Raw genomic sequence first — 23,474 nt, 5'->3', positions numbered from 1 at the left:
AAGGATTGATGAAAAGATGACTCAGAAGATTCTGGTACTGCCGGGCGACGGCATCGGCCCCGAGATCACCGCCCAGGCCAGCCGCATCCTGGCCGCCTGTCAGGCCCAGGGCCTCGACGTCGAAGTGGAAGAGGGCCTGGTCGGCGGCAGCGCCTATGACGCCCATGGCGAGCCGCTGCCCGCCGAGACCCTGGACAAGGCCAAGGCCGCCCGCGCCATTCTGCTCGGCGCCGTGGGTGGGCCGAAGTGGGACACGCTCGAGGACCTCAGCAAGCGCCCCGAGAAGGGCCTGCTCGGCCTGCGCAAGAACCTCGGCCTGTTCGGCAACCTGCGTCCGGCGATCACCTATCCGCAGCTGGCCTCCGCCTCCAGCCTCAAGCCCGAGCTGGTGGCCGGGCTCGACATCATGATCGTGCGCGAGCTCACCGGCGGCATCTACTTCGGCCAGCCCCGCGGCATCGAGGAGCGCGACGGCGAGCGGGTCGGCTTCAATACCTACGTGTATTCCGAGAGCGAGATCGAGCGGATCGGCCGCGTCGCCTTCGAGATGGCCCAGAAACGCGGCAAGAAGCTGTGCAGCGTCGACAAGGCCAACGTGCTCGAGGTCACCATTCTGTGGCGCGAAGTGATGGAGCGCCTGGCGCCGGAGTACCCGGACGTCGAGCTCTCCCATATGTACGTCGACAACGCCGCCATGCAGCTGGTGCGCGCGCCCAAGCAGTTCGACGTCATGGTCACCGGCAACATGTTCGGCGATATCCTCTCCGACGCCGCCGCCATGCTGACCGGTTCCATCGGCATGCTGCCCTCGGCCTCGCTCAACGAGAGCGGCCAGGGCATGTACGAGCCCTGCCACGGCAGCGCCCCGGACATCGCCGGCCAGGGCATCGCCAACCCCCTGGCGACCATCCTCTCGGTGGCCATGATGCTGCGCTACTCCCTGGACGAACCGGCGCTGGCAAGCCGCATCGAAGCCGCGGTCGGCAAGGTGCTGGACGACGGCCTGCGCACCGCCGATATTGCTTCAGAGGGCACCCGCACCGTCTCCACCGCCGAGATGGGCGACGCCGTGCTGGCCGCCTTCGAAGCTCAGTAGGTTCGAGGTTCGAGGTTCGAGGTTCGAGATTCCTCGTCCCTCGGCCCTCGGCCCTGCTTCCTGTATAATATGTCCCACATTCGATTGCTGGAGGACTTCACATGTTGAAAGTCGGTTTCGTCGGTTGGCGCGGCATGGTTGGTTCCGTGCTGATGCAGCGCATGCTGGAAGATGGGGATTTCAAGGGCATCGAGCCGGTCTTCTTCACCACTTCCCAGACTGGCCAGCCGGGCCCCGACGTGGGTGTCGAAGTGCCTCCGCTCAAGGATGCCACCGACATCGAAGCGCTCAAGGTGCTCGACGTGGTCATCACCTGCCAGGGCGGCGACTACACCAAGCAGGTCTATGGCGATCTGCGCGCCAGCGGCTGGAAGGGCTACTGGATCGATGCCGCCAGCACCCTGCGCATGGAGGATGAGGCCACCATCATCCTCGACCCGGTCAACCGCAAGGTGATCGACGATCAGCTGGCGCGCGGTGCCCGCACCTTCGTCGGCGGCAACTGCACCGTCAGCCTGATGCTGATGGGCCTGGGCGGGCTCTTCGAGGCCGACATGATCGAATGGATGACCTCGATGACCTATCAGGCGGCGTCCGGCTCCGGTGCCAAGCACATGCGTGAGCTGCTCAACCAGATGGGTGCGCTGCGCGACAGCACCGCCGCCGAGCTGGCCGACCCATCCAGCGCTATCCTGGACATCGACCGCAAGGTGACCGCGGCGATGCGCTCGGGCGACTTCCCGACCGAGAACTTCACCGCGCCGCTGGCCGGCAGCCTGCTGCCCTGGATCGACGTCAAGCGCGACAACGGCCAGAGCAAGGAAGAGTGGAAGGGCACCGTGGAGACCAACAAGATCCTCGGCCTGCAGGACAATCCCATCCCCATCGACGGCCTCTGCGTGCGCATCGGCGCCATGCGTTCCCATAGCCAGGCGTTCACCATCAAGCTCAAGCAGGACGTGCCCCTCGATGAGATCGAGGATCGCATCGCCAAGCACAACGACTGGGTCAAGGTGATTCCCAACGACAAGGAAGCCACCGTCGCCGGCCTGACCCCGGCCGCGGTGACCGGCACCATGGACGTGCCGGTGGGTCGACTGCGCAAGCTGGCCATGGGCGGCGAGTACCTCTCCGCCTTCAGCGTCGGCGACCAGCTGCTGTGGGGCGCCGCCGAGCCCCTCAAGCGGATGCTGAAGATTCTGCGCGAGCAGTAAGCGTGCCAAGCGTGCCTTCCGGGGTGCGCTGACCTGAAGCGGGGCATCTCCACCAGGGTGGAGGTGCCCCGCTTCGCTTTGTGCGAGCGGTGCGGGGCCCGGCCGGACCGGGGGCAGGCGTTGAACGAAATGCCTCGGGTTTGACCCCGGTAGGGCGCGGGGAGCAGACAGATGTGGTACATATTTCGTAACGGCCTACGTCGGCACACTATGACAACATCAATCGATGATCGGCGGCCTGTGCGCCGGTAACGCAAGGGAACCCCATGAGACGCAAGCTGACACTCACCATGCTGCTTACCCTGTCTGCTGTCAGTCCGCAGGCAGTGTCGCTCGGGCTGGGGGAGGTCGAGGTGCACTCGTCGCTCAATGCGCCGCTGCGTGCCACCATTCCATTGACCGACACTGCCGGGATGGAGCCGGACCGGCTCAATGTCTCGGTGGCCGAGGCGGGTGCGTTCCAGGCGGCCGGCCTTAGCCGCACGCCGCTGGCGGCCAGCGTGGGGCTGGCGGTCCGTGAGCATCAAGGCCAACTGATGCTCGATCTCACCAGCAGTCGCGCCATTCGCGAGCCCTGGCTGGATCTGATGCTGCGTTTCGATTGGCCCGGCGGCCAGTCGCTGCGAGAGGTCACGCTGCTGCTCGATCCCCCCAACTATGATCAGCTGCCGGTGCTGGCCGGCGCGGCGGCGGCCACTCGTGCCGCCGCGTCGCAGGCTACGTCGCCGCCATCATCGCCGACTCTGGCGGCGCCGGCACGTCCGGCGGAACGCCCGACGGCGAGGGGGCAGGGTGGCGGCGAGGCCTGGGTAGGCAGCGGCGATACCCTCTGGTCGGTGGCCAGCCGCCTGCGACCCGACAGCTCGATCAGCATGGACCAGATGATGGTGGCGCTGGTTCAGGCCAATCCGGACGTCTTCCCCTCCGGCAATATCAATGCCATGCGCGCCGGCCATACCCTGACGGTGCCCTCGCGTGAGGCTATCGCGGCGCGCAGCGCCGAGGAGGCGGCGTCGACCGTGCAGGCCATGAACCGGGCCTGGGCGAATCGCGGCAGCGGCGCCCCGGCCCGGGTACCGCTGGATACCGGTGCCGAGCCGCCAACCGCCGTGGCCAGCGTACCGATAGAGACGGAACCTCGCGCGACTGGGGCCGCTACCCAGGCCGATGCGCCGGTTGCCGGCGGCGCGGATCCGGAGATCGCCGAAGCGAACGGCGGGGAGTCCCCGCGTCTGACGCTGCTCACCGATGCTCAGGTGGCCGCCGAGACGGCCGAGTCGGTGGTGGCCGACACGACGGCCCCGGAGCGCGATGCGCCGGGCAGCGTGGGACTGGACCCCGAGGTGCTGGCCTCCCTGGGGGCCGAGGGGCTGATCGAGCCGGATGAAGCACATCGGCTGGCGCGTCTCGAACGGCGCTGGCTGGAGAGTCGCGAGGCGCTTGAGGCGGTGCAGCAGGAGCGGGATGCACTGCAGGACCAGGTGAGTGGACTGCGTGAGGAGGTGGACATCCTGCGCGACCAGCTGGTGGCACTGCTGGCCGGCGGCGCGGGAGAGGATGGGCCCGGCACCGGCGGGGTGGTGCCGCCCGGCAGTGCGCCGGCCGACGACGCCGACGCGCCCTGGTGGGGGGCCGTCTACCCGGCCCAGATGGATCGCAACCTGGTGCTTGGTGCAGCCGGCGTGGCGGGTCTGCTAGGCCTGTGGCTGCTGATCAGGCGTCGCCGTCATGGTGAAACCCACCACGCTGCCGATTTTGCGACCATGCCGCATGGGGCGCACGGGGCGACGCCGACCACGGTATCGGCGCCTACCCAGGCGGCACCTGGCGTCTCGTCTGCGAGCGCCTCGACGTCGACAGTCGAGCCGCCGGTGGTGCCCGGGATGATTGCCGCCGCACCCGGTTCGAGCGCCATGCCCCGCGCCGAGGCGATCAGCGAGGCGGATATCTTCATGGCCTACGGTCGCTATGATCAGGCTCGGGATGTGCTGCTTGCCGGGCTGGCCAGGGAGCCGGGGCGTGAGGATCTGCGGCTCAAGCTGCTGATTGCCTACCAGGAGCAGGGAGACTGGCAGGCGGCACAGGTCCAGGCCGAACGGCTGCGCGAGAGTCACGACCCGGCAATCCGCGCCGAGGTCGACCGCCTGATGGCAAGCCGCCGGCCAGAGTCTGAAGACGAGGGTAGCGCAAGCCAGGGCAGCGCAGACCAGGATGGTCCCCCCATTGCCGATGAGCCGGCGCACGATGCCGCGGATGTCATGGCACAGGCCTCTTCCGGGCTGGAGCGCGATCACGCCCGTTTCCCCGTCGAGGGGGAGAGTGAGCATCTGGCGCCGGAGCCACCTGAGGCGCTTTACGGCGAGAAAGACGCCGATCACGGGGAGACGCCTGAGCCCGATGATGCCCAGACGGCCGGTGAGTACGCCACCCGCGAGGGGGTACGGGGTGGCGAGGCCGCCGAAGGGGAAGCGGAGCAGCCCCCGCTTGGCCGCCAGCAATCGGCCCCAGAGGTAATCGACTATCAGCCGCCGCCTCTGGACCCTGAGCCCGCCGCACGTCAGGAGACACCGATGCAGCCCAGCATAGAGTTCACCAGCGGCGACAGCGGCTCCGAGGATGTGCCAGTGCCGGAGCCTGAGATCAAAAGCGAAAGCCAAGATATTCCCGGCCGCGTGCCCGAGGGGGCAGACGACGGAGAGTGGGACGTGGAGGAGGTGGCCTTTCCGCCTCTGGATCCGGATAATGACGGCTTGCGCGTCAGCCCTGGCCACCTCGACGACCTCGACGAGGCCCGCCGCCTGCTGGAGGTTGGCGAGACCGAGCGGGCCAGGAGGCTGCTCGAGCCGTTGCTGGACAGCGCCGAGGATCCCCGGCTGCGGATGCAGGCCCGGGAACTGATCGACCATTATCGGCTGTGAAGCTGCCCAGTCCGATACGACCCACTCTCGATACAAGCGAAGCTGACGGCCGAATGACCCTGTTCCAACCTCTCGATGAACGCCGACCGCTGAGCGGCCGCCTGGCCCTCAGCGTGGAATACGACGGTAGCGCCTACTGCGGCTGGCAGCGGCTCAAGCATGCGCCTTCGGTGCAGGGGGCGCTGGAAGCGGCCCTGGCGAAGGTGGCCAACCACGCGATAACGGTACATGCCAGCGGCCGTACCGACTCCGGCGTGCACGCCACTCGCCAGATCGTCCACTTCGACCCGCCGGTGCCGCGCTCCCAGAAGGCCTGGGTGTTCGGCGTCAATGCCAATCTGCCGCGGGATGTCGCCGTGCGCTGGGTGCACGAGGTGCCGGATACCTTCCACGCCCGCTTCAAGGCCCTGGCGCGTCGCTACCGCTATGTGATCCTCAACCAGCCCAGCCGTCCGGTGTTGGAGCGCGCCAACGTCACCTGGTGTCGCGACCCGCTGGATGCCGACGCCATGCACCGTGCCGCCCAGGCGCTGGTGGGTGAGCACGACTTCTCGAGCTTCCGCGCCGGCGGCTGCCAGTCGAAGACCCCTTGGCGCCATCTGCATTTCATCGAAGTGCATCGCCACGGCCCCCTGGTCGTGGTCGATGTCCAGGGCAACGCCTTCCTGCACCATATGATCCGCAATATCGTCGGTGCACTGGTCACCGTGGGACGCGGCGAGCGCGGCGATGACTATCTGGCCGAGCTGATGGCGCTGAAGGATCGTACCTTGGCCGACGTCACCGCCCCGGCCTGCGGCCTGCACTTCGTTGATTCGCTCTACGATGAGGCCTGGGGACTGCCGGCCGAGCCGCTGGGTCCGAACCTGCTGGCGTTTCTCGGCGAATGGACCGGCGAGAGGGCGCTGCCCGACTGCCCCATGGTCGAGTTCCGGCGGGGTAGGCCGGTGGCGGCGTCCGTCGACTGAGCGCGGCGGATCAGCCTGGCACGCCACGTCTCCGCCCCCCCCAAAAAGTAACTCCTAGGTTGTTTTCTGCTACATTATGTAAGTGACTGTCGGTCGGAGTGTAGTGTCGACAGCGCGTCGCAGTGGCGTTGAACATCGCTGGAGGCGGGGTCTTGAGCCCGACCCGCGGCTTCATCGCCTGACTCCTTGGCGTTTGAAGGGCGGGAGGCTCAGCGTGTCGTGAGCGGAATTTGCGGAATCTTGCGCTTCGATGGCCAGCCGGTATCACCGCTGGTGCTTGAATCCATGGCAGCCCGTGCGGCTCACCTAAGCCCTGATGGCATTCGCTACCACTACCAGGGCCCGCTGGGCATCGCCTGCTTGTTACGTGACAGCGGTAGGCGTGATAGGTCAGTCGACGGACTTGCCGTCTCCGGAAATAGCGCCCATGCACTGGTGGCCTGTGCGCGACTCGATAATCGCCGGGAACTGCTGGATGGTCGGTGCTCAGATAGAGACTCCGATGCTGACGCGATACTTTCGCTCATGCAGCGGCGTGGCGAGCAGGCGATGGATAAACTGCTAGGCGATTTCGCGTTCGCCTGGTGGGATTGTCAGCGTCGGCAGCTGCACCTTGTACGCGATGCCATGGGGATGTGCACACTCTACTACCGTCTTGAACCCGACTGCCTGCTGTTCGCGAGTGAAGCACATCAGCTACTGGCGGCAAGCCGTGTGCCTAAGCGGATCAATGAGCGAGCCGTTGCCTGGCACTTGGCGGGCATGCAAACCCCGGCAGGCATCTCGTTTTATGACGGTATAGAAGAACTGGAGCCTGCACAGCACGTTTCGGTCAACCTGCAAGGGCAGTGTCGGCGGCGTCGATTCTGGCAGGCAGTACCAAGTGAGACGCTTATATACCGCGACGATGGCGACTATGTAGAGCATTTGCGCGACATTCTACTGGAAACGGTTCGCTGTAGACTACAGTCAATGGATTCTCCCGCTGCTATCAGCCTGAGTGGTGGTATGGATTCTGGCTCGGTGGCTTCCGTGGCCGGCTGGCTTAGGCAGCAAGGCGAGCCCGTTGCAACACTGCGAGCATATAGCTTGGCATTCAACGATTTTCCGCAGTGCGATGAGCGCGCCAATATTTATCGTATAGCGTCTGCCTATCAAATTCCCGTCACCGAGATCGATGCCTCACTGACATACCCCCTGCATGATCTCGCTCTGCATGTGCCACATCCTGACGACCCCTTCATGACCATGTACCAGGCATTCGTTCATAAGAGCCTGGAAGCGGCACGGCGGGATGGGGCGCGATCGATGATATCCGGAAATCGTGGCGACGTGATGTGCGGGGACAACGTCAATGCGCTCCATGGGCTGGTGTCAGCGCGGCGCTGGCAAGAAGCGCTGGATGAGTGGCGCTCGCTGCGCCGTTCATCGCGGAGCTCGGCTGCGCGCTTGCTGGTTGCGACACTACTCAAGCCATCATTGCCGCAGTCGGCCGCGCCCTTGGCGGCGGTGAAGCAGCTGGCTCAGCGCTTGGGGTGGGCGGCCAGCCCCTCGCCGCTGGGGGCTGCTCATGTTCGGCAGGCGTTTCTCACCCAGCATGGGGTCGTACCCGGGATCTCCATCCACGGCGAGCTGCCGGACAGTGTCCATCTTGCCGGCCGGCAGCGCTATGAGCTCGTCTTTTCCTCCTTCGTCACTCGAGGGCTGATTAACGATGCCCGTGCTGCGGCTGCTCACGGCATGTCAGTGCTGGACCCCTGGAGCGATCGACGGCTGGCGAGCTTCGTGCTGGCGTGCCCTCAGCATCAGCTTACCCGGCGCAGCGATTTTAAGCGCCTGCCCCGGCGCGCCATGCGCGGCATCATGCCTTCTGAGGCCATTGAGTCGGCAAGGAAGGTGTCACCAGAGCCCTTGTATGAGCGTGCCTTGCGCAAGGAGGCTTACACAAATGTCATGGCGTTGATCAAGGACAGCCGCTGCGCCAGCCTAGGCTATATTGATGGTGATCGACTGCTCCATGATTTCAACGCCTACGTTAATGGGGAAAGGAAGATGTTTGACCTATGGTCAACTCTCTCGTTAGAGCTTTGGTTGCGTGAATTCTGGTGAGGCTTGCGTGTCGAAGCATGAGAAACATTTGATTGATGGGTTATGAAAATCATTTTGCCGTTATGGCCCCAGGTTTGTATGCTTGTGATGCGGTACTGTAATTAATTGTGTGCCGGAATTCGGGAGTATTGAAAATGAGCCGTAATGAAGAAAGGCAGCAAGAAACGCTCCGTCACTATGAACCCCCACAGCTAAAGCAGTGGGGAAGCGTCAGTGACATTACCCAAGTGGGACTGACTAACCCAGGAGGTGACCTGAGGCAGGGGAGTGTCGATCCAGGAGGCCATGAGGATAATCCTGGCCTTTGAACTTAATAGTCTATAGCTAAAGTGAAAATAATAACTACTTTTTGGATGGGTGGATAATGTCGCCGGTATCCATTGGAAGTGTGCTGCTGTGGGATGGTGGTGGTCGTATCTCACATCTACTGTCTTTTATGCAGGAGAGCGCGGTGGAAACCGCGCTCTCTTCCTTGTTGGCGACGATTTCCAGCAATCCGCTATGGCGAAAGTTGCCAAATGTCAGGCAGGTCGCCAGATGCCACCCGGTACCGCTGATCGCTGCCTTCGGAAACTTCTCTGCCTTTGAACATGAGCGCCTGCAGAACCTGGCAACCTTGCTTGACGAGGCAACCGAGCATTACCGCTATATCGACTATCAAGATGCCGAGCAGCTGACTGAGCGCTTGGCCCTGCGCCTCAGGCAGCGCTTCAGCCGTGAGGAGCTAAGCTCCTTTCATTTCGCTACCATCCCTCGTGGGGGGCATATAGTGCTGGGCATGCTGGCCTATGCGCTCGACCTACGGCCCGATCAGCTTCGGGATATCGGCACGCTCCGGAGTGAGCGACCCAGTGCTCCGATCGTGATCGTGGACGACTGTGCCATTTCCGGGCTGAGGCTGCAGCAATACCTGAAGCATGCGGGAAAGCATCAGGTCGTGTTTGCCTCCTTGCTGGCTCCCGAGGGCTTTCGGGAAGCACTGATGTCTCGTGAAGCGCGGGTTATCGACTGCTTGAGTGCCGAGGTCCTGCGCGACTTGGGGCCGCGACGCTATGGGGAGGGCTATGCCGAATGGTGCAGTCAGCAGCAGTCGCGAACGGGCGAGCAGGGGTACTGGATCGGGGTTGTCGCCTATTTTGCCTTCGCCTGGAGCGAGCCCGACTCAAAGTTCTGGAATGCCGATGCCCGGCGCTTTGAGGCTGGCTGGCATCTCATGCCCTCCCACCTGTGCCTCAAGCGGCGTATTGCGGCGGAAACATTGCGGTGTGAGCCCGCTGTCGCCGGTATCGAGGGAAACGTCATGCTGCTCCCCAATTGCCCGGGCCCGATCAGGCCAGCCGATCGCGTCCTCTGGGCCGAGATCGACTCGGCCGTTGCGGTGGCGAGGATGCCGGAGGATTCAGGCCATACCGCTCCCTGCTTCCGCCTGGAGGGCTCGGCAGCCGAGATGTGGCGCTACGTGCTAGAGCACGGCACCCTGGAGGCTGCCGAGGCAGCGCTGCTGGAGCGCTACGACATTGCCCCGTCCACCCTGGGCCATGACCTTGCCGTTTTCGTGGCGGAACTCGAGAAAAACGGACTCTTGATATACCGTTAACCTATTTTGTATCGGCGACGAAGGAGTGTGGCGCGTGGCGATCGTTTCTTTCCATCGGCATCTCCTGTTCGGTTACTGTCTGGAAACCGATTACCCCTTCCGCACCCCGATGACCGCCGCGCCTTCGGACATGCAGCCCGACTTGCGTTTTCATCTAACGCATGTGACCCCGCCGCCAACGCTGCTGGAAGAGACCTCGCTCTACCAGAGCCCCGACAAGAACCGCTTCGGGGAAAGGGTCGTGCAGGCTTATGCCGCACCGGCCGGTATTGTGATGCGCTTTCCGCGGATCGCGGACTTCTGGCTGAGCGCGGGGGAGATCCGCTGCGAGCTCCACGCCCCAGCGCTCGAGTACATGGTCGAGATCTGCCTGCTGGGGCATGTGATGGCCTACTACCTCGAGCTGTCGGGCGTGGCGGCCATTCATGCCGGAGCGGTGGTCGTTGACGACCGGGCGGTGCTGTTCGCCGCCGATCGCACCGGGGGCAAGAGTACCCTGGTAGCCTCGCTGGTCGAGGCGGGGATCCCGCTGCTCGCCGATGATATTTCTGCGCTGCATTATCACGATGGCAGCGTTGTTTGCCGACATGGCTTCCCCCAGATGAAGTTGACGCCGGAGCAGGCGGGGCGATTTGTCGGTGAGACGGACACTTTTCCCCTGGTGCATCCGGCCTTTGCAAAGCTCAGCGTGCCGGCGGGGCGGGTCGGCAGGGTAGCGTCGGCGACCCTGCCGGTGGCCTGCATCTATCTGCTGGAGCGCCGTTTGGCTGGCGATATCGACGCGGCGGATGGCGCGGTGCGAATCGATCCGGTGGCGGCGGGGGAGGCCATGATCCAGCTGGTCAGGCACTCCTTCCTGGTGCACCTTTTCGATGCGCATGCCGAATGGCCCGTATTCGCTGAGGCGTCGGAGGAGGGTGAAAGCCGCTTGCATGCAAGCCGTTTCCAGCGCCTGGCCCGTATCGCCCAATCCATTCCCATCAAGCGCTTATGGTATCCTAGCGGCTATGCGCATTTGCCGGCGGTGCATGAGGCCGTTCGCTTGGACCTTCATGCGTCGACGGTGAACCCGTAAAATATTGCTGGGATCGCTAGGGCCTGGAGCCAGGTGGCCTCGCTAGTTTTTTCCACCCGTATGACAATGTCTCTGGAGTGTTTCCTTGGCCGACACGCCTTTTCCCTGCTCTCGTACCCGCATCAAGATCTGTGGCCTGACCCGCGAGGCGGATGTCGATGCCGCGGTGGCGGCCGGTGCCGATGCCCTGGGCTTCGTGCTCTGGCCGGGCAGCAAGCGCGCGGTGGACGAGGCGCGGCTGGCCGAGCTCAGCGCCCGGGTGCCGGCCTTCGTCACCCGGGTGGGGCTGTTCGTCGACCAGGAGCCGGCGCTGATCGAGCGCTGCGCGCGCCACCTCGACCTGTTGCAGTTCCACGGCGATGAAGCGCCGGCCTTCTGTGCCGGCTTCTCGCGTCCCTGGATCAAGGCGCTGCGCATGCGCGAGGGCCTCGACCTGCACGCCGCGGCCGAGGCCTATCGCGGCGCCGGGGCGCTGCTGCTGGATGCCTATCGGCCGGGGGTTCCCGGCGGCACCGGTGAGACCTTCGACTGGTCGCGAATCCCCGAAAACCTGGCGAAAGCTGTTATCCTTGCCGGGGGCCTGCGCTCGGAGAATGTGGCCGATGCCATCGCCACCGTGCACCCCTTTGCGGTGGATGTGTCGGGCGGCGTCGAGGCGGCTCCCGGCCGCAAGGACGCCGAGCGGCTCGAGGCCTTTATCGCGGCGGTGCGAGGTGCCGATGCCGGGCGTGGCTGAGCCGCCGGTATCGACCGCACCCCCGGGTTACCCTATGTTCATCCATCCCTGTCCCTTCTGACGACCCGACGAGGTGTCTTAGTGAGCAAGTTCAGTGACCTGACCCGACTGCCGGATGCCCGCGGCCATTTTGGTCCCTACGGCGGCCGGTTCGTTTCGGAGACCCTGAGCTTCGCCCTGGACGATCTGGAGAAGACCTACCTGAGTCTTCGCGACGATCCCGACTTCCAGGCGGAATTCGACTATGACCTGGCCCATTACGTGGGCCGGCCTTCACCGCTCTATCATGCCGAGCGATGGTCGAAGCAGCTGGGTGGGGCGCAGATCTGGCTCAAGCGCGAAGACCTCAATCACACCGGCGCGCACAAGGTGAACAACACCATCGGTCAGGCGCTGCTGGCCAAGAAGAGCGGCAAGCCGCGGGTGATCGCCGAGACCGGCGCCGGCCAGCACGGCGTGGCCACCGCCACCGTGGCGGCCCGCCTGGGGCTTGCGTGTGACGTCTATATGGGCGCCGCGGACGTCGAGCGCCAGAAGCTCAACGTCTATCGTATGCGCCTGCTCGGTGCCAACGTCATCCCGGTGGAGTCGGGTACCCGCACCCTCAAGGATGCTATGAACGAGGCCCTGCGCGACTGGGTCACCAATGTCGACGACACCTTCTACATCATCGGCACCGTGGCCGGCCCGCACCCCTATCCGATGCTGGTGCGCGACTTCAATTCGGTGGTCGGCCGCGAGGCGCGTCGCCAGTCGCTGGAGGAGTTCGGCAAGCTGCCCGATGCGCTGATCGCCTGCGTGGGCGGCGGCTCCAACGCCATGGGGCTCTTCTACCCCTTCGTCGAGGACGACGAGGTCGCCATGTACGGCGTCGAGGCCGGCGGTGACGGCGTCGAGACCGGGCGCCACGCCGCGCCCCTGGCCTCCGGTGCGCCGCGCGGGGTGCTGCACGGTAACCGCACCTACCTGATGTCCGACGAGGGCGGCCAGGTCTCCGACACCCATTCGATCTCCGCCGGCCTGGACTACCCGGGCGTGGGGCCGGAGCACGCCCTGTGGAAGGACGTGGGCCGGGTCAACTACGTGGCCGCCAACGACGACGCCGTGCTCGAGGCGTTTCGCGAGCTGACCCACGTCGAGGGCATCATGCCGGCGCTGGAGTCCGCCCACGCCCTGGCCTATGCCAAGGTGCTGGCGCCCACCCTGCGAGCCGACCAGAACATCGTCGTCAATCTTTCCGGGCGCGGTGACAAGGACATCATGACAGTCGCCAAGATCGACGGAATCGAATTCTAAGGGGCTCAAATGAACCGTATCGACCAACGTTTTGCCACGCTCAAGGCCGAGGGCCGTCGGGCGCTGATCCCCTTCATCACCGCCGGCGATCCGGCGCCTGAGCATACCGTGGGCTTCATGCATGCCCTGGTGGAGGCCGGCGCGGACATCATCGAGCTCGGCGTGCCGTTCTCCGACCCCATGGCCGACGGTCCGGTGATCCAGAAGGCCTGCGAGCGGGCGCTCAAGCACGGCACGCGCCTGAGTCACCTGTTCGAGATGGTCCGCGAGTTCCGCAGCCGCGATCGCGACACTCCGGTGGTGCTGATGGGCTACCTCAACCCGGTAGAGCGCATCGGCCTGGAGGCCTTCGCCGATCAGGCCGCCGAGGCGGGGATCGACGGCGTGCTCACCGTGGATATGCCCCCCGAGGAGGCCGATGAGTTCGGCCCCATTCTCAAGGCCCGCGGTTTAGCCTCGATCTTTCTCGTCGCCCCTACCACTTCCCATGAACGGGCCGCTACAATATGCGCCCACGGCGAGGGCTATCTCTACTATGTGGCGCTCAAGGGCGTGACCGGGGCGGCGACCCTCAACGCCGAGGACGTGGCCAGCCATCTGGCCCCGCTGCGCGAGCAGACCGAGCTGCCGCTGTGCGTGGGGTTCGGCATCCGCGACGGCGCTTCGGCGGCCGAGGTGGGCAAGGTGGCCGACGGCGTGATCGTCGGTTCGGCCCTGGTCAGCCGCATCGCCGCCAACGCCGAGACGCCGGAGGTCATTGCCGGCGAGCTCAAGGCGGTGCTGGGCGAGATGCGCACCGCCCTGGATGCCCTGAGCAAGCGCTGAGATAACCCTCGCGACCCGACTCGATTCATGATGCCCGGCCGCTGCCGGGCACAACAGCATACGGAAGCCTTTCTGACATGAGCTGGCTTGACAAGATTGTCCCCTCCATGGGCCGCATCCAGCGCAAGGACCGCCGGGCCAGCGTCCCCGACGGCCTGTGGCGCAAGTGTCCCAAGTGCGAGGCAGTGCTCTATCTCCCGGAGCTCGAGAAGCACCACAACGTCTGCCCCAAGTGCGACCACCATCTGCGCCTGACGGCCCGCAAGCGTCTCGACTGGTTCCTCGACAAGGAGGGTCGCGAGGAGCTCGCCGCCGAGGTGGAGCCCGTCGACCGCCTCAAGTTCCGCGACTCCAAGAAGTACAAGGACCGCCTCCATGCGGCCCAGAAGGAGACCGGCGAGAAGGATGCCCTGGTGGCCATGCGCGGCACCCTCGACGGCCTGCCGGTGGTGGTCGTGGCCTTCGAGTTCACCTATATGGGCGGCTCCATGGGCGCCGTGGTGGGCGAAAAGTTCGTGCGTGCCGCCACCCTGGCCCGGGAAGAGCGGATCCCGCTGATCTGCTTCTCCGCCTCCGGCGGAGCGCGCATGCAGGAGGCGCTGTTCTCGCTGATGCAGATGGCCAAGACGGCGGCGGCGCTGGAGCGCCTGCGCGAGGCCGGTGTCCCCTATGTATCGGTGCTCACCGATCCGGTATTCGGCGGCGTCTCGGCGTCGCTGGCCATGCTCGGGGACATCAACGTGGCCGAGCCCAACGCCCTGATCGGCTTCGCCGGCCCCCGGGTCATCGAGCAGACCGTGCGCGAGAAACTGCCGGAGGGCTTTCAGCGCAGCGAGTTCCTGCTCGAGCACGGTAGCGTGGACATGATCGTGTCGCGTGGCGAGATGCGCGATCGACTCGGCCGGCTGCTGCGCAAGCTGACCCATCAGCCGCCCAGCGGCGTGGATGAGGAGAGGCTCCTCCAGCCGGACCTGGTGGATGCCGTCGAGCAGGCCGAACCCGCCCCGGCAGAGCCGGCGGAGGCGGAGCCCCGAGAGCCCGCTCCCGCCGAGCGCGACGCTGCCCCGGCGCCGGACGACGCCGAGGCGACCCAGTCGGATGACGCCGCCGAGCGCTCCGACACGCCACGCTGACGCCGCCCGTGACCTCTCCCTCACTCCCTGCCAGCCTGGGTGCCTGGCTGGCCCGGCTCGAAGCGGCGCATCCGGTGGGTATCGAGCTGGGCCTCGAGCGGGTGGCCGAGGTCGCCCGCCGCATGGGCCTGCTCGATGGCCGCCCGGCGGCCCGGGTGATCACCGTGGCCGGCACCAACGGCAAGGGCTCTACCGTGGCCATGCTCGAGGCGCTGGCACGGGCGCATGGGCTTTCCACCGCCACCTACACCTCGCCGCACCTGCTGCGCTACAACGAGCGGCTGTGCCTGGACGGTCAAGAGGCCGACGACGCGACGCTGATCGCCGGGTTCGAGGCGGTCGAAGCGGCGCGGCTCGATGGCGAGCCGGTCAGCCTGACCTATTTCGAGGTCGGCACCCTGGGGGCGCTGCACGCCATCGCCCGGCGCCAGCCCGACCTGGCCATCCTCGAGGTCGGCCTCGGCGGGCGGCTGGATGCGGTGAACGTCATCGACCCGGACGTGGCGGTGATCACCACCATCGCCCGGGACCATGCGGCCTTCCTGGGCAACGACCTCATGCAGATCGGCCGCGAGAAGGCCGGTATCCTGCGTGGCGGTCGACCGGCGGTGCTGGGGGGGCTGGACCTGCCGATCAGCGTGCGCGAGGTGGCCGCCGAGCGCGGTGCCGAGGTGGTCGCACTGGACGAAGCCTTTGAGCGCAGTGAACCCGGTGCCGAGGGCTGGTGCTGGCAGGGGCGGGGCCCGCAGGGCAAGCCCCTGTCACTGGCTGGCTTGCCCGACCCCGGGCTGCCCCTGGACAATGCCGCAACGGCGCTGCAGGCGCTGGCCCTGGCCGGGGTGGGGCTGGCGCCGGCGGCCTGTCGGCGGGCGCTGGCCGAGGTCCGGCTGCCGGGGCGCATGCAGTGGTTGGGGCAGTGGTGTCTGGACGTCGGCCACAATCCCCACGCGGCGAGCTACCTGGCCAAGCGTCTGCTTGAGCGGCCATGCGCCGGGCGTACCTGGGTGCTGCTGGGCATGCTCGGTGACAAGGATGCCGAGGGGGTGATCGAGGCCCTGGCGCCGATCGCCGATGCCTGGGTGACGGTGAGCCTGGAGGGCGAGCGGGCGCGCAGCGCCGCCGCGCTGGCCGAACCGATCGCGGCGAGGCAGGGCGATGTGGTCCACCGGGCCGACTCGCCCCAGGCCGGCGCCGAATGGCTGGAGGCGCGGCTGGCGCCCGAGGATCGCGTGCTGGTGTGTGGCTCTTTTTTCACCGTGGCGGCCATACTGGCGTGGAAGCAGGCATCGGGCTGACGGGATAGGCTAATGGGATACGGCTGTCTGACTGTTGAATGACGAGCCACAGCCGCCTGGTAGCGCCCGGGGCCTGGGCAGGAGGGCAAGATGAAATATGGAATGCGCGAGCGAATCAGCGGGGCGGTGATCCTGATCGCCCTGGCGGTGATTTTCGTGCCGATGCTGTTCGATGAGCCGGCGCCCCGCGACGAGCGTCCCCAGCCGGTGCTGACCATCGAGCAGCCGGTGCCGGTCGAGCGCCGTGACGTGCCCGAGCCCCAGCCGCCGGCCAGCCTGGGCCAGACAGAAGCCCCGGGCACGGCGCTGCAGGAGCCCGGCGCCGACGCGGAGACGGTCCAGCCGATTCCCGAGGTGGCGCCCATGTTCGCTCGACCGGAGCGCGAGGCTGAGCCCGATGTGGCGGCCCGGGAGCCGGTACCCGCCGAGCCTGAGGCGCCGGCGAGCGAGCCGCCCGCCGAGGATCCGATCGCCGATCTGGCGCGGGCGGCCTCCGAGCGCCTGGATCGCCAGGGAGCGACCGATTCCGCGCCCGCCGAGTCGGCGCCGACCCCTACCGCGGCGGCGCCGTCGGGCGAGTGGGCCGTGCAGGTCGGCAGCTTCGGCGAAGTCTCCAACGCCGAGCGCCTCGAGGCGCAGCTGATCGACCAGGGCTTCAGCGCCTATAGTCGGCTGCGCGACAACAACCTGACCACAGTCTACGTGGGGCCCTACGAGAGCTCGGACGCCGGCGAGCGCGCCATGGCGGAGCTCAAGGAAGAGGCCAACTTGCAGGGGCTGCTGGTGAGGGTGAGGGAGTGACGCCATGACCTTGACCTGGATCGACTGGATCTTCCTCGCCGTGCTGGCCGTTTCCACCCTGGCCGGCTTCATGCGCGGCCTGATCCGCGAGGGGTTGGGGCTGGCGGCCTGGATCATCGCCCTGCTGGCGGCCCGGCTGCTGGCGGAGCCGGTGGCCGACATGCTCAGCGGGGTCATCGACAACCCCGATGGGCGCCTGGTGCTGGCCTTCGTGCTGGTGATTCTCGGCGTGGTGCTGCTGTGCGGGATCGTCATCCGCATGGTGCATGCGGCGGTGGAGTGGGTCGGCATGGGCTTCTTCAACCGCGTGGCCGGGGCCTGCTTCGGCGTGGCCCGTGGGGCGGCCATTCTGGTGGTGGCCACCATACTGATCAGCCTGACGCCGCTGGCCCAGCTCGAGGCCTGGCAGGACGCCGAGCTCAGGCCGACCTTCGAGCAGTTGCGCGACTGGGCGGTCAGCCAGCTCGAGACCTGGGAAGGCACGGTTCCCGAACTGCCCGAGTCGCTGCGCGATATCTCGCTGCCCGGCAGCGAGCGCCAAGGCGATGGCGCCGGCGAGTCGACGACAACTCCCTGACATACCAATCCGGGACCCACCCCGCGGTGGCGTCTCCTCAAGGCAAGCGAGGTAAGGTGGAATGTGCGGTATCGTGGGCCTACTGGCCAAGCAGACCGTGAACCAGGCGATCTATGACGCCCTGACGGTGCTCCAGCACCGCGGCCAGGATGCCGCCGGTATGATGACCTGGAACGAGGGGCGCTTCTTGCTGCGCAAGAGCAACGGTCTGGTGCGTGACGTCTTCCACACTCGCCATATGGCCCGCCTCAAGGGCAATCTGGGCATCGGCCATGTGCGCTACCCGACGGCGGGTTCGTCCAGCGAGGCGGAGTCGCAGCCGTTCTATGTCAACTCGCCCTACGGCATCGCGCTTGCCCACAACGGCAACCTGACCAACTCCGACCAGCTCAAGCAGGAGCTGTTCTCCTCCGATCTGCGCCATATCAACACCAGCTCCGATTCCGAGGTGCTGCTCAACGTCTTCGCTCACGAGCTGGGCAAGCAGGGGCCGCACCTGGAGCCGGGCGACATCTTCGATGCGGTGCGTCGGGTGCATCGTCGCTGTCGCGGCGGCTATGCCGCGGTGGCGATCATCAATGGCGTGGGCCTGGTGGCCTTCCGCGACCCCAGCGGCATCCGTCCGGTGGTGTTCGGCACCCGCGATGAGGGGCAGGGTCAGGACGTGATGATCGCCTCCGAGTCGGTGGCACTGGACGTGGGTGGCTTCGAGCTGCATCGCGACCTGGCGCCGGGCGAGGCGATCTTCGTCGACATGGACGGCCAGATTCACACCCAGCAGTGTGCTGACCGGCCGATCCTGGCGCCGTGCATCTTCGAGCACGTCTACCTGGCGCGGCCCGACTCGATCCTCGACGGCGCCTATGTCTATGGCACCCGCATGCAGATGGGCCGCAAACTCGGCGACCGCATCCGCAGCGAGTGGCCGGAGCACGATATCGACGTGGTGATCCCAATTCCCGATACCTCGCGCACCTCGGCGCTGGAGCTTGCCCAGCACCTCGGGGTGACCTATCGCGAGGGCTTCATGAAGAATCGCTACATCGGTCGCACCTTCATCATGCCCGGCCAGACCCAGCGCAAGAAGTCGGTGCGTCAGAAGCTCAACGCCATCGACATCGAGTTCAAGGGCAAGAACGTGTTGCTGGTGGATGACTCCATCGTGCGCGGCACCACCTGCAAGCAGATCATCCAGATGGCCCGCGAGGCCGGTGCCAACAAGGTCTATTTCGCCTCGGCGGCGCCGCCGGTGCGCTACCCCAACGTCTACGGTATCGACATGCCGGCGGCTATCGAGCTGATCGCCCATGGGCGCAGCGAGGCCGAGGTGGGCGAGCTGATCGGCGCCGATCGCATCTTCTACCAGGACCTCGAGGACCTGAAGGCCGCCTGCCGTGAAGTGAATCCGGCACTGGACGCCTTCGACTGCTCGGTCTTTGACGGCCAGTACATCACCGGCGATATCGACGACGGCTACCTGGCCAACCTGGAGGCGTCGCGCAGCGACGAGGCCAAGCAGCAGCAGAGTGCCGGTGACCATGCCCTGGTGGGGATGCACAATCAGGACGACGACATCGACGACTGAGGGCCGACCATGCACGACGATCAGAGACCGGAGGCGGCCTGGGGACTGGATACCCTGGCGATTCGCACGGGGCACGACCGCACCCATGAGCAGGAGCATGGCGAGCCGATCTTCCCCACCTCGAGCTTCGTCTACGGCAGCGCCGCGGAGGCCGCGCGCAAGTTCGGCGGCGAAGAGCCGGGTAACGTCTATTCGCGCTTCACCAACCCCACGGTGCACACCTTCGAGCGCCGCCTGGCGGCACTCGAAGGCGGCGAGCGCTGCGTGGCCACCAGCTCCGGCATGGCGGCCATCCTCGCCACCGCCCTGGCGCTGCTCTCGGCCGGCGACGAGATCGTCGCCTCGCGCTCGCTGTTCGGCTCCACGGTGAGCCTGTTCGACAAGTATCTGGGCAAGCTGGGCATCACCACCCGCTATGTCGAGCTCTCGGATCTCGCGGCCTGGGAGGCGGCGATCACGCCGGCGACCCGGCTGCTGTTCGCTGAGACGCCGTCGAACCCGCTGTCCGAGGTGGTGGATATCGCCGCCCTGGCCGAGATCGCCCACCGTCATGAGGCTCTGCTGGCCATCGACAACTGCTTCTTGACGCCGGCGCTACAGCGACCCCTCGCGCTGGGGGCCGACCTGGTGATTCATTCGGCCACCAAATACCTGGATGGCCAGGGCCGGGCGGTCGGCGGCGCGGTGGTCGGCCGCGACAAGGAGCTCGAGGAGGTGTTCGGAGTGGTGCGTACCTGCGGTCCCTGCCTGAGCCCCTTCAACGCCTGGGTCTTCACCAAGGGGCTTGAGACTCTCAGCCTGCGCATGAAGGCCCACTGCACCAGTGCGCTGGCGCTGGCGCAGTGGCTGGTGGCGCACCCCGCGGTCGAGCGGGTGCACTACAGCGGCCTGGCCGATCACCCCCAGCACGCCCTGGCCAGTCGTCAGCAGGGCGCCTTCGGCGCGGTGCTCGGCTTTGAAGTCAAAGGGGGGCGCGAGGGCGCCTGGTCGGTGATCGACGCCACCCGCATGCTGTCGATCACCGGCAACCTGGGTGATGTGAAGACCACCATCACCCATCCGGCCACCACCACCCACGGGCGTCTCTCCGAGGAGCAGAAAGCCGCGGCAGGGATCGCGGAGGGGCTGATTCGGGTGGCCGTTGGCCTGGAGAATCTGGAGGACATTCGGACCGATCTCGCCCGGGGCCTCGACGCCTTGGTCTGAGCCAGCGCTGGGGCGCTGCCCCGGCCGGCTCCATCTGTATATTCCAAAATGTTCAATTAGTTCCCACTGCCTTGCGCCGCAGCATGGGATTTTTCCGAACGTTATATGCAGATTTTTTCAGCGGACCTCGGCGTCACCCTCGGGTAAGCTTGCGAACGATTCGTTTTTTCGAACGAGGATGTCGCATGTGGCGTAACACCCGCTCCGGCTGGGGCCTGATCAGTATCGCACTGCACTGGCTCAGCGCCGTCACCATCGTCGGGCTCTTCGCGCTGGGCTGGTGGATGGTCGATCTCGGCTACTTCCACGCCTGGTACAACCTGGCGCCCTGGTGGCACCGCTCCATCGGCATGCTGCTGCTGTTCGCCACCCTGTTGCGCCTGGGGTGGCGCTTCATGCAGCCGACACCTGCCGTCCAGGGCAGTCGCTTCGAGCGGCTGGCGGCGCATCTTGGCCACACCGCCCTCTATGGGCTGCTGCTGGTGGTCATGATCAGCGGCTACCTGATCTCCACCGCCCGGGGGCGCGGCATCAGCGTCTTCGACTGGTTCGAGGTGCCGGCGCTGATCAGCCGGCTGCCCAACCAGGAGTCCATCGCCGGGGAGATTCACTGGTACAGCGCCCTGGCCCTGATACTGCTGGCCGGTGGCCATGCCCTGGCGGCCTTCAAGCACCACTTCCTCGACCGTCACGACACCCTGACGCGTATGCTCAATCCGGTGCGCTCCCGTCGCTCCTGAGGGAGCCTGCCCCATCGGCTCGCTCAGCGAGTCCCGACTGACAACACTGAACCTCAATCTGGAAAGGAGAACTCCATGTTCAAGAAGACCGCACTCGCCACCGCCCTGAGCACCGCTGCCCTGGTGGGTGTGAGCCAGGCCCAGGCCGCCGACTATGTGGTGGACACCGACGGCCAGCACGCCTTTATCCAGTTCAAGATCAACCACCTGGGCTACTCCTACATCCTGGGCAACTTCGAGTCCTTCGAAGGGCGCTTCTACTACGCTGCCGACAACCTCGAGGCCTCCAGCGTCGAGATGGAAGTCGACGTCACCAGCCTCAACAGCAACCACGCCGAGCGCGACCGCCACTTCCTCAGCGATGACTTCCTCAGCGCCGGCGACTATCCGTCCGCCACCTTCGTCTCCACCGGTTTCACGCCCAACGGCGACAGTGAAGGCGTGCTGACCGGCGACCTGACCCTGAAGGGGGAGACCCGCGAGATCGAGATGCCGGTGACCCTGATGGGCGAGGGCGAAGACCCCTGGGGCAACTATCGTGCCGGCTTCGAGGGCAGCACCACCCTGGCCCTGGCCGACTACGGTATCGACATGAGCGACTTCCCCGAGGTGATGCATGACCTCGAGCTCTACGTGACCTTCGAGGGCGTGCGCCAGTAAGGCCGCAAGCCTTGGTTTGAGACCCGAAGTGTGTCGACACCCCCGGCTTGCCGGGGGTGTCGACGTTCGGCTTTGCACGCAAACTGCCTGCGCTCGGCCATCCGGCGTTAAAAATCGGCTCAAAATGCTCATTTACACCCCGTAAACTCCGCTTTTTCGCCGATTTTTGCCTTGCCTGACCTTCGCTCGCCGACTTTTCGTACATAGCCTGGTGGGGCCGGCTAGAATGGCTGCCCCCTGTCCCGCCACGGAGTGACCGTGACCCGACGACTCAACGACAGCCCACCGCTGGGCGTGACCCTGTGGCGTCAGACCTGGCCCATGGCCATCGGGGTGCTGGCGCTGCTCGGCTTCCAGCTGGTGGACAGCGCCTTTATCGCCCGGCTGGGCACCGCGCCGCTGGCCGCCCAGTCGTTCACCTTCCCGCTCTCCTTTCTGATCATCGGCATTCAGGTGGGGCTCGGCATCGCCATCGCGGCGCTGATCTCCCGCGCCCTGGGCGCCGGGGAGCAGGCCCGGGCAAGGCGCCTGGGTAGCCTGGTGCTGCTGGCGGGGGCCGGCGCCATCGCCCTGCTGGCGCTGCTGCTGTGGGCGATCCAGGAGCCGGTGTTCAACAGCCTGGGAGCGGATGCGGCGACTCGCGAGCTGATCCGCGGCTACTGGGCGCCGCAGCTGCTGGCCGCCTGGCTGGGGGCGGCACTCTACTTCGGCTATAGCCTGTTCCGCGCCTATGGCGATACCCGCCTGCCGGGGAAGATGATGGTGGTGACCAGCCTGGTCAATCTGGTGCTCGACCCGCTGCTGATCTTCGGCGTCGGCCCTTGGTCGGGACTGGGCCTGCCCGGGGCCGCCTGGGCCACGGCGATCGCTTTCGGCTGCGGACTGGTGGTGCTCGCCCGACGGCTACGCCACACCGACTGGCTGGCCCGAGAGGGGCTGGGTGCCGAGCTGAGACAGTCGGCAAGGCCCTTTGTCGGCATCGCCGCGCCGGCCATGGTCAGCCAGCTGATGCCGCCCCTGGCCGCGATGCTGGCGATCACGGTCGTGGCGGGCCTGGGTGAGGCGCAGGTGGCGGCCTGGGGGCTCGCCAGCCGCCTGGAAACCCTGTCGCTGATGGTGGTGCTGGCCATGACCATGTCGCTGCCGCCCTGGCTGGGGCGCTGCCATGGGGCCGGCGACTGGGAGCAGATTCGCCGGCTGCTGCGCCTCGCGCTCAGGGTGGTCCTGGTCTGGCAGCTGGGGCTGGGTGTGGTGATAGCCCTTGCCGCCCCTTGGGTGGCGCTGGTGCTGTCCGGCACCCCTGAGGTGCGCGATGCGCTGACGATGCTGATCCGGTTCCTGCTGCCCAGCTATGCCTTGCTGGGGATCTGCATGCTGGTGGTCTCGGCCGGCAATGCGCTGGGCTGGCCGCTACGCGCCATGCTGATGTCCGGCGCGCGGCTGTTTCTCTTCTATCTGCCGTGCCTCTGGCTGGGCGCGCAGCTCGGTGGTTTGACCGGCCTGGCCATCGGTGCCGCCTTCGGCAATCTCTGTGCGGGCCTGGCCGCCTGGCAGCTGCTCAGACGAGAGCTTGGAGCCGCTGCGCAACCAGCAGCTTGAACCACGCGTTATAGAGTTTGCTCATTGAAACACCCCGATGCTTG

The 23,474-nt window shown here is 66.3% G+C and carries 20 protein-coding genes; all 20 read left to right on the top strand.

Going from position 1 to position 23,474, the window contains the following annotated elements; genetic code table 11:
• Positions 1–16: 16 nt before the first annotated feature.
• The 20 genes from leuB (at position 17) to HOP52_RS00655 (ending at position 23,430) form a co-directional block, all read left to right on the top strand.
• Positions 17–1,096 carry a 3-isopropylmalate dehydrogenase gene (gene leuB / locus HOP52_RS00745; protein WP_238974955.1) on the top strand — a complete coding sequence of 360 codons (1,080 nt, stop codon included), beginning with the start codon at positions 17–19 and terminating at the stop codon, positions 1,094–1,096.
• 101 nt (positions 1,097–1,197) lie between these two features.
• Positions 1,198–2,310, top strand: coding sequence for an aspartate-semialdehyde dehydrogenase (gene asd, locus HOP52_RS00740; protein WP_238974953.1), 1,113 nt, complete (start codon positions 1,198–1,200; stop codon positions 2,308–2,310).
• Positions 2,311–2,576: 266 nt separating this feature from the next.
• Positions 2,577–5,228, top strand: coding sequence for a FimV/HubP family polar landmark protein (locus tag HOP52_RS00735; RefSeq protein WP_238974951.1), 2,652 nt, complete (start codon positions 2,577–2,579; stop codon positions 5,226–5,228).
• Between the two features lie 53 nt (positions 5,229–5,281).
• Entirely contained in the window at positions 5,282–6,196 is a 915-nt protein-coding gene (truA, locus tag HOP52_RS00730) for a tRNA pseudouridine(38-40) synthase TruA (RefSeq protein WP_238974949.1), read from the top strand.
• Positions 6,197–6,436: 240 nt separating this feature from the next.
• Positions 6,437–8,305 (top strand): asparagine synthetase B family protein, encoded by a 1,869-nt coding sequence (locus tag HOP52_RS00725; RefSeq protein WP_238974947.1) that lies wholly within the window; start codon positions 6,437–6,439, stop codon positions 8,303–8,305.
• A gap of 134 nt (positions 8,306–8,439) precedes the next feature.
• The gene (locus HOP52_RS19750; protein WP_422677674.1) at positions 8,440–8,613 is read left to right on the top strand and encodes a lasso RiPP family leader peptide-containing protein; all 174 of its coding nucleotides are present in this window, start codon (positions 8,440–8,442) and stop codon (positions 8,611–8,613) included.
• A gap of 143 nt (positions 8,614–8,756) precedes the next feature.
• The gene (locus HOP52_RS19685) at positions 8,757–9,902 is read left to right on the top strand and encodes a PqqD family protein (protein WP_238974945.1); all 1,146 of its coding nucleotides are present in this window, start codon (positions 8,757–8,759) and stop codon (positions 9,900–9,902) included.
• Between the two features lie 34 nt (positions 9,903–9,936).
• Positions 9,937–10,977: a phosphoenolpyruvate carboxykinase (ATP) gene (locus HOP52_RS00715; protein WP_238974943.1), complete on the top strand. Its 1,041-nt coding sequence runs from the start codon at positions 9,937–9,939 to the stop codon at positions 10,975–10,977.
• An 85-nt stretch (positions 10,978–11,062) separates the two neighbouring features.
• Positions 11,063–11,713, top strand: coding sequence for a phosphoribosylanthranilate isomerase (locus HOP52_RS00710; RefSeq protein WP_238974941.1), 651 nt, complete (start codon positions 11,063–11,065; stop codon positions 11,711–11,713).
• 81 nt (positions 11,714–11,794) lie between these two features.
• On the top strand, positions 11,795–13,009 hold the full coding sequence (trpB, locus tag HOP52_RS00705; RefSeq protein ID WP_238974939.1) for a tryptophan synthase subunit beta: 1,215 nt from the start codon (positions 11,795–11,797) through the stop codon (positions 13,007–13,009).
• Between the two features lie 9 nt (positions 13,010–13,018).
• The gene (trpA, locus tag HOP52_RS00700) at positions 13,019–13,834 is read left to right on the top strand and encodes a tryptophan synthase subunit alpha (RefSeq protein ID WP_238974937.1); all 816 of its coding nucleotides are present in this window, start codon (positions 13,019–13,021) and stop codon (positions 13,832–13,834) included.
• 77 nt (positions 13,835–13,911) lie between these two features.
• Positions 13,912–14,967: an acetyl-CoA carboxylase, carboxyltransferase subunit beta gene (gene accD / locus HOP52_RS00695; RefSeq protein ID WP_238974936.1), complete on the top strand. Its 1,056-nt coding sequence runs from the start codon at positions 13,912–13,914 to the stop codon at positions 14,965–14,967.
• 8 nt (positions 14,968–14,975) lie between these two features.
• A complete protein-coding gene (folC, locus tag HOP52_RS00690) occupies positions 14,976–16,262 on the top strand; it encodes a bifunctional tetrahydrofolate synthase/dihydrofolate synthase (RefSeq protein ID WP_238974934.1) in 1,287 nt (428 codons plus the stop codon).
• A gap of 90 nt (positions 16,263–16,352) precedes the next feature.
• Complete coding sequence (locus tag HOP52_RS00685) at positions 16,353–17,063, top strand: SPOR domain-containing protein (protein WP_238974932.1); 711 nt, start codon at positions 16,353–16,355, stop codon at positions 17,061–17,063.
• Positions 17,064–17,067: 4 nt separating this feature from the next.
• A complete protein-coding gene (locus HOP52_RS00680; RefSeq protein ID WP_238974930.1) occupies positions 17,068–17,640 on the top strand; it encodes a CvpA family protein in 573 nt (190 codons plus the stop codon).
• Positions 17,641–17,701: 61 nt separating this feature from the next.
• Positions 17,702–19,225 carry an amidophosphoribosyltransferase gene (gene purF / locus HOP52_RS00675; RefSeq protein ID WP_238974928.1) on the top strand — a complete coding sequence of 508 codons (1,524 nt, stop codon included), beginning with the start codon at positions 17,702–17,704 and terminating at the stop codon, positions 19,223–19,225.
• A 9-nt stretch (positions 19,226–19,234) separates the two neighbouring features.
• Positions 19,235–20,431 (top strand): O-succinylhomoserine sulfhydrylase, encoded by a 1,197-nt coding sequence (locus tag HOP52_RS00670; RefSeq protein WP_238974926.1) that lies wholly within the window; start codon positions 19,235–19,237, stop codon positions 20,429–20,431.
• 185 nt (positions 20,432–20,616) lie between these two features.
• Complete coding sequence (locus tag HOP52_RS00665; RefSeq protein WP_238974924.1) at positions 20,617–21,171, top strand: cytochrome b; 555 nt, start codon at positions 20,617–20,619, stop codon at positions 21,169–21,171.
• A 75-nt stretch (positions 21,172–21,246) separates the two neighbouring features.
• Complete coding sequence (locus HOP52_RS00660) at positions 21,247–21,831, top strand: YceI family protein (RefSeq protein WP_238974922.1); 585 nt, start codon at positions 21,247–21,249, stop codon at positions 21,829–21,831.
• A gap of 321 nt (positions 21,832–22,152) precedes the next feature.
• Positions 22,153–23,430 carry an MATE family efflux transporter gene (locus tag HOP52_RS00655; RefSeq protein WP_238975408.1) on the top strand — a complete coding sequence of 426 codons (1,278 nt, stop codon included), beginning with the start codon at positions 22,153–22,155 and terminating at the stop codon, positions 23,428–23,430.
• The last annotated feature ends 44 nt before the right edge of the window (positions 23,431–23,474 follow it).

Origin of the sequence: Billgrantia campisalis, assembly GCF_022341425.1 — a bacterium.
GTDB classification, from domain to species: Bacteria; Pseudomonadota; Gammaproteobacteria; order Pseudomonadales; family Halomonadaceae; genus Halomonas; species Halomonas campisalis.
The sequence above is the reverse complement of the archived record's forward strand: the minus strand, read 5'-3'. Positions and strand labels throughout refer to the sequence as shown.

Coding starts and splice junctions, on each gene's coding strand:
- HOP52_RS00660 (WP_238974922.1), top strand. CDS start 21,247: ATGTTCAAGAAGACCGCACTCGCCACCGCCCTGAGCACCGCTGCCCTG.
- HOP52_RS00685 (WP_238974932.1), top strand. CDS start 16,353: ATGAAATATGGAATGCGCGAGCGAATCAGCGGGGCGGTGATCCTGATC.
- HOP52_RS00735 (WP_238974951.1), top strand. CDS start 2,577: ATGAGACGCAAGCTGACACTCACCATGCTGCTTACCCTGTCTGCTGTC.
- HOP52_RS00670 (WP_238974926.1), top strand. CDS start 19,235: ATGCACGACGATCAGAGACCGGAGGCGGCCTGGGGACTGGATACCCTG.
- asd (WP_238974953.1), top strand. CDS start 1,198: ATGTTGAAAGTCGGTTTCGTCGGTTGGCGCGGCATGGTTGGTTCCGTG.
- trpA (WP_238974937.1), top strand. CDS start 13,019: ATGAACCGTATCGACCAACGTTTTGCCACGCTCAAGGCCGAGGGCCGT.
- purF (WP_238974928.1), top strand. CDS start 17,702: ATGTGCGGTATCGTGGGCCTACTGGCCAAGCAGACCGTGAACCAGGCG.
- truA (WP_238974949.1), top strand. CDS start 5,282: ATGACCCTGTTCCAACCTCTCGATGAACGCCGACCGCTGAGCGGCCGC.
- HOP52_RS00655 (WP_238975408.1), top strand. CDS start 22,153: ATGGCCATCGGGGTGCTGGCGCTGCTCGGCTTCCAGCTGGTGGACAGC.
- leuB (WP_238974955.1), top strand. CDS start 17: ATGACTCAGAAGATTCTGGTACTGCCGGGCGACGGCATCGGCCCCGAG.
- HOP52_RS00680 (WP_238974930.1), top strand. CDS start 17,068: ATGACCTTGACCTGGATCGACTGGATCTTCCTCGCCGTGCTGGCCGTT.
- HOP52_RS00665 (WP_238974924.1), top strand. CDS start 20,617: ATGTGGCGTAACACCCGCTCCGGCTGGGGCCTGATCAGTATCGCACTG.
- accD (WP_238974936.1), top strand. CDS start 13,912: ATGAGCTGGCTTGACAAGATTGTCCCCTCCATGGGCCGCATCCAGCGC.
- HOP52_RS19750 (WP_422677674.1), top strand. CDS start 8,440: ATGAGCCGTAATGAAGAAAGGCAGCAAGAAACGCTCCGTCACTATGAA.